Origin of the sequence: Kribbella sp. CCNWLW201, assembly GCF_037203805.1 — a bacterium.
Taxonomy (GTDB): domain Bacteria; phylum Actinomycetota; class Actinomycetes; order Propionibacteriales; family Kribbellaceae; genus Kribbella.
Genome location: NZ_JBBCBQ010000001.1, coordinates 1,305,810 through 1,317,562, shown reverse-complemented (window position 1 = coordinate 1,317,562; position 11,753 = coordinate 1,305,810). Strand labels below are relative to the sequence as shown.

Sequence of the window (11,753 nt, the reverse complement as noted above, 5' to 3'; positions counted from 1 at the left end):
GCGCGCCGCCACCACAGGGCGGGACGCCTGCCCGCCACTCCGCTTCGCTGCGTTCTGGGCGCGTCCCTTGGCTTGGCGCGCACGTGCCAACAGGGTGCCGGGTCGAAGACAGCAGAACTCGCCATCAACGATCGACACCCTGTCGTCGTAGTGCTCCCCGGAACGGCCGGCTACCCGCCCGGGTGGTCGACGTTGCCTCCCGTCTGACCGTGGGCTCCCGCATCGCCCCGCTAGCAATCATGGAGAGGTGCGGTCCGGCCCGGCACGCGTCAAGGGCGCCTCCGGCGTCGCAAGCGATCGAGCAAGCTCGACCCTTGACCCCCACCGCACCGAACCTGAGGTCGGCAGCTATCGGGGCGATGCGGGGAACTGCCCCGCGCTTAACAGGTAATCGTCAACCCTGGCTAGCACTGCCGACAGCTGGCATCCTGACGCGGTGGAGCACTTTTCCGTCGAAGGTAGCTGGTGGTTGCCCGAGCGCACTGATCGCCGCGTCAGCGGGACATTGAACTTCACAGCGGACGGCCTGGAGTTGGTTCTTTATGAACAGCTACGGGAATTTCCGATGCCGCAGGAAGACGAAGTCACAACTTTTGGACCACCGGAGTGGTCCACTACGCCGCTGGTTCACGGTCGCACGCGTGACTGGAAGGACGTCACCTTATTTGATGTTGAGGGAGCGCCTTTCGAAGGTCCGGTCCCGTTTGAGGTCCGAGAAAGCTATCGCGTGAAACTTGCCATCATCGGCTATCACGCAGATGCGGACGCGTTCTCCGGTGCATACATAGAGTTCGATAGGTTGAATTCTTGGGCAGATCCGCCCTCCATAGTTGGAGAGCCGTGGTCGACAGCGTCCGCCGATGTAAATCTCAGTCCGACTGAACTGGCCGAATCAATTATCGATGGCGACTCGATCAAACTGAAATCAGGAGTAGTCGGGAAGGTTGGAAACGCGAACGTCCATTTGGATCAGTACTCCAACTTCGTGGTTGAGTTTGGTGCGCCATTAAGCGGTGAATCGATCGTAGAAACTCGAGTGCGTCCCCTCCAGGACCTGCTCATCTTCTCTCTCGGACGAACCGTGAAGTTGACTTCGCTCAAACTGAAGCCAGTGAACGCCGACTCGGACCAGGCCTATTGTGATGCCTATTTCAATACCATCCAGCCATCCGAGGCCCGCGGATCGACGATCCAAGCATCACCTCGGAGCTATTCTGAGCCAACGCTCCTCTTTGTTGGCGACTCTCCGATTGCAATTGGCGAGCTGATAACACGATGGTTCGCGCTTTGGGATGAATTGCGAGACGTGCTCGTACTCCTCCACGCTCCCTACTATGCGCCGTTCATGTATAGCGAAAATCGATTTGCCTCAGTGTTCCAAAGTGCGGAGGCTCTGCATAAGAAGCGGATGGCTTCAAAAGAACTAGATGACGATAGCCATAAAGCGCGAGTCAAGGCCGTTGTAGATGCCGCCAAGCAAGCAAACGTGGACACCGATATCGTCGCGTGGGCTGAGCGGGTTCTTCAAGCGCGGAACGACAAGCCGCTCCGGCAACGGATCGAGGAGTTGGTCAGGTCGACGGGTGCCATTGGCGAGACCATCCTTAATGCGAACCCGAAATTTGCATCGAACGCAACATATGCTCGGACTGGCGTTTCCCACCCCCGCAGCCTCGCGGGCAAGGAGGAGAATGTTGAACGATTTTGGCATGGAGCGGTGCTGAGTTGGGTTGTACGTGCTCGACTTCTCATGGACCTCGAGGTTCCGCTCCCCGAAGTCGAGGAACGGATACTTCAACGAGCCCAATTCCGACACGCAATTGATCAAATACGCACTACGACCGAGGAATGACTCTACTTGCCGAAATCCTCTCCGGAGGACCGCGCAGCGTCTTGAACAGACCTGCTCGGCCACGAGTCGACGGGTCGCAGATGGCCGGCCAAGAACCAGGCTTCGACCGAGCGGGCGACTCGATGATCCGGTACGTAAACAACGCGGGCGGACCAGTCGCCGGAGTTTGCGCGACGCCACTCCAGGATGAGCCCTGGCCATGGTCCACGTTCGCGCGCCGTGCGCAGTACCCAACAGTGCCGCATCGTGAAGTCCGGCGGCTCCTCGCGTGGGTAACGACGATTGCTGCCCATGATGAGAACTATAGAACAGGTGTTCGACTCCAAGTTGACACCTACGTGTCACTGACGGGCTGTGGATAACTCGCGACGCCCGGTGGCCCAGGGTGCCAAGCTGGCGGCTAGGTCCGGCGCGGCCACCGACCCAGATCCTCGCCCGAGCCATAGCGAGCAACGGGAGGAGAGGCTTCGGCAGGCCACCGGACCGGCTACCACAATAGGAGGATTTTGGGAGCCAGGCACGCGCAAGAACGGTCTCAAAGCGGATCCAACTCGCAACAACGAGGAACGCGGGAACGCCTTGTAAGTAAGGGGATAGGCACCATCCCACGTAGATCATCATTGCGCCCCCCGCCCATGGCATGGAAGAGGTCAGGGGTTCGAATCCCCTAAGCTCCACCGCAGGTCAGAGGCCCTTTCCCGGCTAGGGAGAGGGCCTCTGTTCATGACCTGAGTGTCTAACTGAGTGACTATCGGTTCTGAGGCAACAGTCCGTCCATCGCTTCGGCTCCCTCGGTGGGCACCGGCCGGAGTTGGTGCCGGTAGACGGTCTCCGTCACCTGAGTGCTCTTGTGGCCGACGAGTAGCGAGATCTCTCGATGTTTAGGCCGCTCTCGCTGAGCAGTGACACGAAGCTGTGCCGCATCTCGCGAGGCGTCCAGTCGGCACTTTGATCTCTAATGGCGGCAGAGGCTCAGAGACGGTCGATCGCGGCGCGCAGGAACGCGTCCCGGCGTGCGGTCACCGCTGCTGTGTCGAGCGGCCACCCCCGGTCGTCGTAGCCGGGCCAGCCGTCGAGGACGGTGGGTGTGTTGAGCGCGGCCACCGCGTCCCAGTACGCCACGTCTGTCGCTCGCGTGCCGGCTTCGCGCTCCCATCCTTCCAGGACGGGATCCGGGTCTGCCCCGTACGTGATCGCCATCTGGAAGCGGAACCCGCCGAGATCGACTCCGGGATTCCCGGCGCCGGAGTCCTTCCAGTCGATCATGGCGAGAAAGGTGTCGCCGTCCCACCTCGTGTTGCCCCACCACACGTCACCATGGACGAAGCCGGTCGGGCCGTCGGGACGCCCGTGCTCCCGTACGCAGTCGTCCGCCCACAGCAGCAGCGGGGTCGGCAGCGGCTCGTTCACCCATTCCCGCACCCACCTGGCCGACACGCCGGACCACTCGCACAGCGCTTCAACGACCGCGCCCTTCTCCTCGTCCGGGCAGGCGCGGTACAGCGCGGCCCAGCGGCGGCTCCGCGCGCGGTCGTCAGCTGAGGTCGGGCGGTGGCGCAGCGGAAGGTCGGGACGCGGATCGAGCGGGATCTTGTGTACCTGCGCGAGCGCGGCTCCAGCGGCGTGCAACTGCGCCAACGACACCCGAGCCGGTAGCCGACTGCTGCCGGGCACGGCCGTCTCCAGCGTGGCTGGTGCCCCTTCGACGCGGCCGTCGAGATCGGCGGCGAGCAGCCGTGGAGCCGGCAGTAGGTGCTCCTCGGCATACCGCAGCGCGGCCGCAGCGGTCACGATCTGCTCCGATCCGATCCGGCCGGCGACCCGCAAGACCACGTCCCGCGTACGGCCCGACTGATCGACACACAAGAGCCACGGACCACGGCCAACATTCAGGCTCTTGACGGAAAGCACGCTTGCGTCCGCACCGAGGGCACGACATACCCAGGCCAGTGCAGCGTCGCTTGGAGAGTGAGTCATCTTCGAAGGTCCCTTCGACAGCGGATGGGTGCGAAGGGGAGCGGAGGAAAGACCGAGCGTTCCAAACGGCGTGCTCGACCCTACCCGCCCACCATGAGCCTGCTTGAGCTCCACGCACACGTCAAGCGCGTTGTGCGACGACGGCGGCATGGTGAGCTTGAGAACCTGGAACGGCAGATCGCAGAGCGGCAGGCGCGCAGGCGAGCTGGTCGCGGAGTTTGCCGCTCATCACCCCGGTTCACATCGAGCTCTGGCGCGGTGTGCTCGCGATCATCATCGGCGTGCTGGGCACTGCGATGTTCTCGATCGGCTGTGCGCTGAAGATGCGGAACTCGTAGATCCGGTGTCACGCTCGGAGACCCTGGCCACCGAATCAACCGCCTTCGAGGCGGGCGAGCGAGTGACTAACTGAGTGACAACCGCCGTGCCTTCGGTCGGACCGCTACGGACTCCGGCGGACTCATCTCGGATCCAGCTACAGCGGCCAAAGTGAGCATGGTGTGAATGGCATGGAAGAGGTCAGGGGTTCGAATCCCCTAAGCTCACACCCTAAGCTCCACCAGCAGTAACCGCAGGTCAGGAGGCACATCCGCCCCTGACCTGTTTTCGTTGATGCGCGCCATGGGAGCGAAGATCCACTCCCACCACCTTGGCTGCCAGCATCTCGGCTTCCGAACGAGCCTCGCCACCGGAGGGCAGGCCGCCTGCCCTCCGCTCCGCTTCGCTGCGCTCCTGGCGCAGCCCTTGGCTTGGCGCGCACGTGCCAACAGGGTGCCGGGTCGAAGACAGCAGAACTCGCCATCAATGCTCGACACCCTGTCACCGTGGTACTCGCCGGAAGGGCCGGCTACCCACCGACCGCGGTTGATGCATGCTGCCGTCTGACCGTGGGCTTCCGCATCGTCCCGCTAGCAATCATGGAGAAATGCGGTCCGGCCCGGCACGCGTCAAGGGCGCCTCCGGCGCCGCAAGCGATCGAGCAAGCTTGACCCTTGATGACCCGCACCGCTCCGAACCTAGGGTCGGCAGCGATCGGGTGATGCGGAGGACTGGACGCGCGGTTGACACGTAAGCGTCAACTACCCCTCTTCGCGCAGAAAGTGCTGCACCACAGCGTCAAAGGTTCGGGCACAGACTAGTCGCCGGAGTGTCCCCAGAACGTGATCTCAGCGGGATTGTCGTGCTCGTCATACAGAACGGCGCAGCGACCAACCCAACGGGCTCGAGGCAGCTTGTCATCAAGCTCGGCAGTATCAGTTCGGGTTGGTCGATCCGTACCGATTGCAGCTCGAACCTCATCGGTGGTAGCCGGAACGATCGTGCCCTGGTCGTACCAGTCTCGCGGCCGGTCTGGGTCGACCACTCGGAAGACATCAAGGATGGAGTGCGTCCCCTCCTCGCGAACGTACTCGTCTTCGAACAGGTCCTCCAGTCGCGCCGGCCGGGGTAAGCGGCTGGCAGGCGAGAGATACTCGCTGTCCCCGTACCACCAGTACTTGCCAGTGGAGAACACCTGCTGCCGCAGGTCCTGCAGAGCTTGGTTGAGATCCTCCTGGTAAGGAACGAAGTATCTCCACTCTGACGCACCCATACACGACTCCCTGCTAGTTCGACGGCGACCTGGGCAACGCAGCGCGACACTACATGCCAAGCGGTACAGCCCGTGGCGGCGCCGCGCAGACTCGTACGTGTCAATCGTTCGCTGTGGATAACCTCGCTCAGCGCGCCTTCGATCAGTGCCAGGCTGAGGATCAGGTCCGGCGGGGCCACCGATCCAGACCCTGGCCCGAGCCGCAACGTGCAACGGGAGGAGCGGCGTCGGCAGGCAACCGGACCACCTACCGCAGTGGGAGGATGTGGGAGCGAACCACAGGTAACAATGGTCTCGAAGCGGGTGCAATTCGCAACAACCAGAACGGCGAGAGCGCCTTGTAGGTAAGGGGATGAGCATCGCCCCGCGTAGGCCATCAATGCGACCCCCGCCCATAGCATGGAAGAGGCAGGGGTTCGAATCCTCTAAGCTCCACCGCAGGTCAGAGGCCGGTTCCCATCAGGGAAACCGGCCTCTTGTATAACCGCCACCCGGGAGGCAAATCGGGTGGCGTAGCTAGGCATCGGCCTAGAGGTTTCCTGAGGTATGTGTCGCCGCGCTGCGCGAGCACCAGGAGCAGCGCGAAATCGCACGCGCGACAGTGGGAAGGCATCACGACTGGTGTCCTGCCCGGCTGAAGCCTGGCGGCAACAGATGGACACTTGGCGGGTGTGGTTTGGGTGCTGTCAGCCTGTCTATACGGGTGAGGGGCTCCTGAGGGGCAGGGGAGAGATGGCCGAGGACCTCGTGCAGACGACCCTCGAACGATGGCTGGTGAAGTGGGGCAAGGTGCGGGAGGCCGACGACCGGGACGCCTACGTGCACCGAGTCTTGATCAACGTCTTCGTTTCCGCACGGCGCCGCCGCTGGACCGGCGAGAAGCCAGTATCGGATCTTCCCGATCGGGCCGGCCGTGATGAGACCACCGGCGTTGACGACACCGACGCGATGATGCGTGCGCTTGACCAGCTGGCATAGACCAGCGCACCGTGGTGGTGCTGCGCTACTACACCCACCTGACCGACCCGCAGATCGCCTCCGTGCTCGGCGTCGCGGTCGGAACAGTGAAGAGCCGACTGTCCCGAGCGGTGAAGGCCCTAGAGGAGGACCCAGGCCTGGCAGAACTGCGAGGAACACGATGATCGAATCCAAGCTGACCGAACTCCTCGAACGCGCTGGGGAGCGGACAAACGTCGTACCACCACCGATCGAAGCAATCCGCGCAGGCGCTGCGCGCCGCCGCCGTCGTCGTGCAGCGACACTCTCGGCTGTTGGCCTGGCAGCCGCGGTAGTGACGGTGGGCGGGACGATGCTGCTCGCGGGCGGCCCGAGCTTCACGAACCCCGCGCCGCCGGCCGCCTCGACACCTCCGGTGCCCACCGCGACGCGACTGGTGGGCATCGGGCACGCCGCCATCACTGTGCCCACGCAATGGGCCACGAACCAACTCCACTGCGGGACGCCGCAGAAGGACACAGTCATCATCGACGCCGGCGCCCAGGGCCTCTGTCAGACGCCTTACCCCGACGGTGTCGAGAGTGTGCATGTCGCCAGTCTCACGCGAATCGACTTCCGTGCCGACGAGACCTTCCAGATCGACGGCGTGCGAGCCGAACGTCAGCGGACACGCTGCACGGGCGACAACCGCGTCACGGTCTGTTCAGGCACGGTGTTCATTCCGTCGATGAACGTATCGTTCCGAGCGGAGTCCAGTACATCCTCAGGTGAGGTCGACCCCATCCTCGAGCGGATCATGATCGTTCCAGACAAGGTCGGTGTCCCAGACCCCCTGTTCAGCGAATCGAATCCAGCCGCCCGTTTCGGCGAGGAATACGCGAACAGGCTCACCGCACTGGGCCTGAAACCCAACATCCAGACCAGGAAATCCCCTGGCTACATACCCCGTACCATCCTGGCCGTTTCCCCATCGCCAGGCACGATGCTGACGCCTGGAGCAACGGTATTGATCACTATTGCCCAACCTTGAGTCATGCAGCATGCAGCTCGCCGGACGTGGTCCAGTCATAATCCTGGGCGGGTGAGGATCCGGGGGGAGGCAAACTGGGAGGCGATCGGGACATCCGTCTACAGATCGTGGCAGACGTTGATAGGCGCCTCGGCCACCGTAGGCTCGGCCCATGTGGTGGGCTGAAATCCATGGCATGGGAGAGGTTAGGGGATTCGAATCCCCTAAGCTCCACAACCCGACGACGCAATCACGTGGTTTCTTCTCAACGTCGTCGGACTCCCCGCGTTAGTCGTAAGCGCAGCCGCTCTGGTCTTATGCGCATTGTCGTGGCTGTCCGCCGCGCGCACCGTGGGGCGGCGCGGTAGTCAGGTGGTCAGAGGCGCTGGCATGTTTGTACAAGCCAGGCGAGGAACTCAGCTCGTCGGCCTTGTCGTCGTTCAGGCATCGTTAGTGGCCCTGAGCTATGTGATCGGTCAGGTCTTCCTGGCTATGGCGCCGAAGCGATCAGGGCCACCCGCTGGTCTCGCCTATCTGCGAGCGACCCGCGGTTACGACCACTGGACCGAAGGGTCGCTGGTGGTGGTACAGGTCGCGGTTGCTCTGGTCCTCCTGACAAACCTTGTCTGCTTGGTCAAAGACCCGGATGAAACGCCTCTGCCCGTGCTGAGCGTGCTCGTCGGCGGATTCGGGGCGTTGCTGTGTGTGCCAGGCATCGTCTGCCTGCTCCTGGCCTTGACGGACAATCCTGACTGCACGTTTGGTGTGGTCGCTGCCATCGGACTGCTTGTGGCACTGCTCGTCGGATGGGCGTTTCTGTTCGCCTGGTCTGGCAGCCTCGCTCGGCGGTTGGTGGTCGATGTGGCCGCTGCGCGAGTGCGATGAGTCCTATTCGCTCGATCGCCTGGGGCCAGCCGGACGGAGGCCGCGGTCGGTCATCTGAACGCGCATGCGTGGTCGAGCGCCTTTCTGGCGCTCGACGCCGGCCTGATCAAGCGCCTTGCTGAGGCTGCTGGTGTACAGCCGCCAGTCGTAGGCCACGTCAAGGATCGTCGCCGGCTCCCGCGTGTTCGGATGAACGATCACCTCATCAAGACGCTCTGGCTCGATACCTTCGGCTTCAAGATCGGCTGCCAGTTCCATGTCACTTGGGCCAAGTCCTGCTTCCATCCACCTGCGGACGGCGTCAGGGGTAAAGCTGTAGCTACGCCACGAAAGGACGTACTGTCGCGCCAACTCGCGATCGTCATGGTCGGGCTCGGGCTCGAATGTCAGCAGAGCCTGGTACATCGCGTGGTCTTCAATGCTGGACTGCAAGACCCACAGCACCTCAGCATCATCGGCAGCACCGGCCGCCGAGGAGTCGGTGGGCTGTCCAAGGGCGCGACGCATTGCGTCGAGCTCGTCGGCATCATGTTCTCCCGACATGGCGGCTTCGCCTCTCATGCAGAACTGACCGGTCGACGACAACGCTAGACGGATCGCCCGACAATCCGTCACGCCACCCACAGCGCATGTCCCAACTTCTGGTTGAGGAACTAGATCACGCGAGCCAAGGGACGCGCCCAGTGCACTTCCTCCGCCCCAGCCCGCAAGCTCGTTGTGGCCGGAGACGGCTGGCTAGCGGAGGTGGCGTACCAGGCTGCGCTCCATGAGCATGGCCGCCGATCTATGCCCGCCGCAACGGCCATCTGCAAACCTGTGGATAGCCCGGTGGCCTGTATGCGGTAACGATGCATGCGGTTCAAACGGCTGACTCGGGACAGGCATCGCGTCGACCCGTAGCGTGGGAACCACCTCCCGGCGCGTGGATTCGTCTCATCCCTCCAGAGGCCCCACGCGGGACCCGTCGCCTGGTGTGCGGGGCGCTCGTTCATCCTTGAAAGCCGGTACGAAGGGGGTATGTGCTCAGCGCACACCTTCCGGCCACTCGGTCCACTCAAAGCCAGTCGGCCGCGATCCGTTGCTCTCGACGAACTCCCGCACCGCCTGGCGTATCTGCTCGATGCTGACCTCGGAGTCCTGGGGCCAGCCTTCGTCATGGTGCATGTAGTTGTAGAAGACTTCTTCACGTTCGCTCGTCCTGCCCTGCACGTAAGTGACGTCTTTGGTGTCGCCGCCGGCGTACCGGATGCCTCCGGCTTCGGCCTCGGCAAACCATGCGATCCGCAGCTCATGGTCGGGGTAGTCCGGGTTGACCCGAGCTCTCGTGTCGGCGTATAGCGCGGCGACCGAGTTGTCGAAGTCCTCGCTCGTCAGTCCGTCGATCAGGGCGTCGACGTCCTGCGGCGTCTCCAAGATCACCGGGTCGTCTCCGTGGCCGTGCTTGAAGTAGGCCTTGATCCTGATGCTCATGACTGCTCCATTCACTCGCTCGGTGGGAGGGGATAGGTCCGCTTGAAGCCAGCGGGTCCGAAGATGGTGAGGGTTGCTCCGGGTGGAAGGATATCCCTCAGCAGTTCGCCGCAGCTCCATTCACCCTCGCAGGGAATGTTGTTGATGACGATAGATTCGTGTGTGAGACCGTTTCGCCGCATAAACATACCGAATTTGGTTTCGACATGCGACGGTGACATAATCTCGCCCGTTTCCGGGCCGATATTTCGCTCCCTTAAGAACTCCCGAATTCTGGCGCTTTCATCGTCTTCACCACTGACGATATCTTGCTCCGCGCCGTCGAGATCGATCCACTTGCCTCGGGTCTTCGGTCGCGAGATGCCGGACTTCGTTCGGTCTGGCAGCTTTTGGAACAGTCGCCAGGCGTCTTTATGCGTGAGGCGCGGAAACGGTTGTTCTTCCTCTGGGCTCCCGTCATCGCCGGCTCCCGCGGCCTTGTCTCGCTTGTCTGCTCCGGGCTCCTCCTCTTGCTCGTCGCGCCGGCGATCCGCGGGCGGTGTGCTGCCACCTGGGCCGAGCGGCCGTTCACTTGTCGAGCCTCCGCTTGGCTCGGTGGTTCGGATGCCGCTGACCATCTGCTGGACCCATTGGATACCTGGCTGGCGTGCTTGAGTGAGGAAGTGTGCTGCTTCCTCGCAGCGGCGGGCAGCTTCGTCCAGCTGCATCGCCGCCATGCGGGCACTCGGGTTGTTGCTGGTGCTGCCAACCCGTCCCGCGGCCTCGCGGTACTTCTGTGCCCGCTCGTGCAGGTAGGGCACGATGCGCTCGATCTGGTTCAGCGCGTCGAGCAGTTGTTGTGCAACGCGTTGCAGCTCCGAAGGCATCCTTGCCGCCTCGGCCGGCTAGATCTGGTCGGCGTAGCTGCGGCATCCGGCCTCGGCGATCTGCAACGACTGGACGGCCTGGTCGACCGACTTCGCGGCCGCCTCGAGCATGGTCGCGATGTCCTGGTCAGCCCGCGTTGCTGTGCCGCGGATCAGTGCCTGCACCTGCTCGCTGGACTGCTCGAAGCGCTGCTTGAACCCGGCCAGGCTGGCCGCCCCCTGCCGCGACTGATCGGCCAGGTCGTGCAACTGCATCTTGAGCTGTTCGACTTGGGACATATCTGCCTCACTTCCGAGAAGGTCGGTGCGTCAGAAGGTTGGAACGGCTGGCGCAGAACGGACTCGCTCACGCGTTCCGCGCCAGCCGGCTTGTTAGGTCCCTGCCTGAGCCGTCAGGGGATCCAGGGGTCGGGGAACTCAGACAGGGACGATTAAGGCGGAGCCGTGCTAGGGCGGCGGACTGGGACCGCCCTGCGAGGGTGTTGGAGCGACACCGGCTCCGCCGTTCACGGGGTGAGCACCAACACGCGTGCACCGGTGGCCCGCTGGAACGAGGCGCGGATGTCTGTTGGCAAACCGAGTCCGGTGAAGTGGAGCAGGCTCGGCAGCACCACCGCGGTGACCTCGTAGCGGTTGACCGACTCGATGAGGGCCTCGAAGGCCGCTGGCCAGGATTCAGGCTTCTCGACGTAGGTATGCCCCATGGCGAAGCGTTCTGCCTGGGCGAAGTCGGCCATCTGCTGTTCCAGCTCAGTGACTTGACTGTCGACCACGAGCAGGTCGCGGCGCAGGTAGCCGAGCAGCAACGGCTTGGTGAAGTCCTCGGCGAAGCCGCTCAGACCTCGTCCCGCCAGCGGCGAAAGGCGTCGTTGAGTTGCTCCCACAGCCGAGCCCACCAGCGTCGACGCCGCTGTCCCCTCACCGGCGGTCGGCATCTGGGATCACCGCCGGCTCGTTGGTCACGCGGAGGCTGGCGAAGCGCCGACGCATCGCGGCCTCGAATCGCGCCGCGAACGCCGGTTCGCCGACGTGCTCGACGATCTTGTGTTCGCCGAACCAGACGCAGACGCGACGGTCAGGCACGCGGTGCTCCACGGTCATGGTCATTCGCCCCGCACCTCCTCGGCGATGTCGCGCAGCATGAAC

13 protein-coding genes are annotated in these 11,753 nt (G+C 63.5%); 5 read left to right on the top strand and 8 right to left on the bottom strand.

The genetic code is table 11. The annotated features are described in order from the left end of the window. Positions 1–436: 436 nt before the first annotated feature. Positions 437–1,852 (top strand): HEPN domain-containing protein, encoded by a 1,416-nt coding sequence (locus tag V9K99_RS06360; protein ID WP_337323339.1) that lies wholly within the window; start codon positions 437–439, stop codon positions 1,850–1,852. Positions 1,853–2,824: 972 nt separating this feature from the next. Here the strand turns inward: V9K99_RS06360 and V9K99_RS06355 are convergent. Together V9K99_RS06355 and V9K99_RS06350 are read right to left on the bottom strand one after the other, a co-directional pair. Then, positions 2,825–3,685: a phosphotransferase family protein gene (locus V9K99_RS06355; protein ID WP_337336371.1), complete on the bottom strand. Its 861-nt coding sequence runs from the start codon at positions 3,683–3,685 to the stop codon at positions 2,825–2,827. Positions 3,686–4,964: 1,279 nt separating this feature from the next. Further along, positions 4,965–5,420 carry a hypothetical protein gene (locus V9K99_RS06350; RefSeq protein WP_337323341.1) on the bottom strand — a complete coding sequence of 152 codons (456 nt, stop codon included), beginning with the start codon at positions 5,418–5,420 and terminating at the stop codon, positions 4,965–4,967. 732 nt (positions 5,421–6,152) lie between these two features. Between V9K99_RS06350 and V9K99_RS06345 the strand changes: the two genes are divergently transcribed. The 4 genes from V9K99_RS06345 to V9K99_RS06330 all read left to right on the top strand — a co-directional run bounded on the left by V9K99_RS06345 (position 6,153) and on the right by V9K99_RS06330 (position 8,271). Next, a complete protein-coding gene (locus V9K99_RS06345; protein ID WP_337323342.1) occupies positions 6,153–6,398 on the top strand; it encodes a sigma factor in 246 nt (81 codons plus the stop codon). A gap of 11 nt (positions 6,399–6,409) precedes the next feature. Continuing rightward, on the top strand, positions 6,410–6,562 hold the full coding sequence (locus V9K99_RS06340) for a sigma factor-like helix-turn-helix DNA-binding protein (protein ID WP_337323343.1): 153 nt from the start codon (positions 6,410–6,412) through the stop codon (positions 6,560–6,562). After that, positions 6,559–7,407, top strand: coding sequence for a PASTA domain-containing protein (locus V9K99_RS06335; protein WP_337323344.1), 849 nt, complete (start codon positions 6,559–6,561; stop codon positions 7,405–7,407). The genes V9K99_RS06340 and V9K99_RS06335 overlap by 4 nt, the downstream gene beginning before the upstream one ends. 369 nt (positions 7,408–7,776) lie before the next feature. After that, positions 7,777–8,271, top strand: a complete 495-nt coding sequence (locus V9K99_RS06330) for a hypothetical protein (RefSeq protein ID WP_337323345.1) — start codon at positions 7,777–7,779, stop codon at positions 8,269–8,271. A 3-nt stretch (positions 8,272–8,274) separates the two neighbouring features. On the opposite strand, the gene V9K99_RS06325 is transcribed toward V9K99_RS06330, so the two are convergent. The 6 genes from V9K99_RS06325 to V9K99_RS06300 all read right to left on the bottom strand — a co-directional run bounded on the left by V9K99_RS06325 (position 8,275) and on the right by V9K99_RS06300 (position 11,714). After that, a complete protein-coding gene (locus tag V9K99_RS06325) occupies positions 8,275–8,895 on the bottom strand; it encodes a hypothetical protein (RefSeq protein ID WP_337323346.1) in 621 nt (206 codons plus the stop codon). Between the two features lie 399 nt (positions 8,896–9,294). Beyond that, complete coding sequence (locus tag V9K99_RS06320; RefSeq protein WP_337323347.1) at positions 9,295–9,741, bottom strand: Imm1 family immunity protein; 447 nt, start codon at positions 9,739–9,741, stop codon at positions 9,295–9,297. Positions 9,742–9,752: 11 nt separating this feature from the next. Continuing rightward, positions 9,753–10,607: a DddA-like double-stranded DNA deaminase toxin gene (locus V9K99_RS06315; protein ID WP_337323348.1), complete on the bottom strand. Its 855-nt coding sequence runs from the start codon at positions 10,605–10,607 to the stop codon at positions 9,753–9,755. 18 nt (positions 10,608–10,625) lie between these two features. After that, positions 10,626–10,886: a hypothetical protein gene (locus tag V9K99_RS06310; protein WP_337323349.1), complete on the bottom strand. Its 261-nt coding sequence runs from the start codon at positions 10,884–10,886 to the stop codon at positions 10,626–10,628. A gap of 227 nt (positions 10,887–11,113) precedes the next feature. Beyond that, a complete protein-coding gene (locus tag V9K99_RS06305; protein WP_337323350.1) occupies positions 11,114–11,542 on the bottom strand; it encodes a hypothetical protein in 429 nt (142 codons plus the stop codon). Further along, positions 11,526–11,714 carry a hypothetical protein gene (locus V9K99_RS06300; protein WP_337323351.1) on the bottom strand — a complete coding sequence of 63 codons (189 nt, stop codon included), beginning with the start codon at positions 11,712–11,714 and terminating at the stop codon, positions 11,526–11,528. Before V9K99_RS06300 ends, V9K99_RS06305 begins: the two co-directional genes overlap by 17 nt. Positions 11,715–11,753 lie beyond the last annotated feature (39 nt).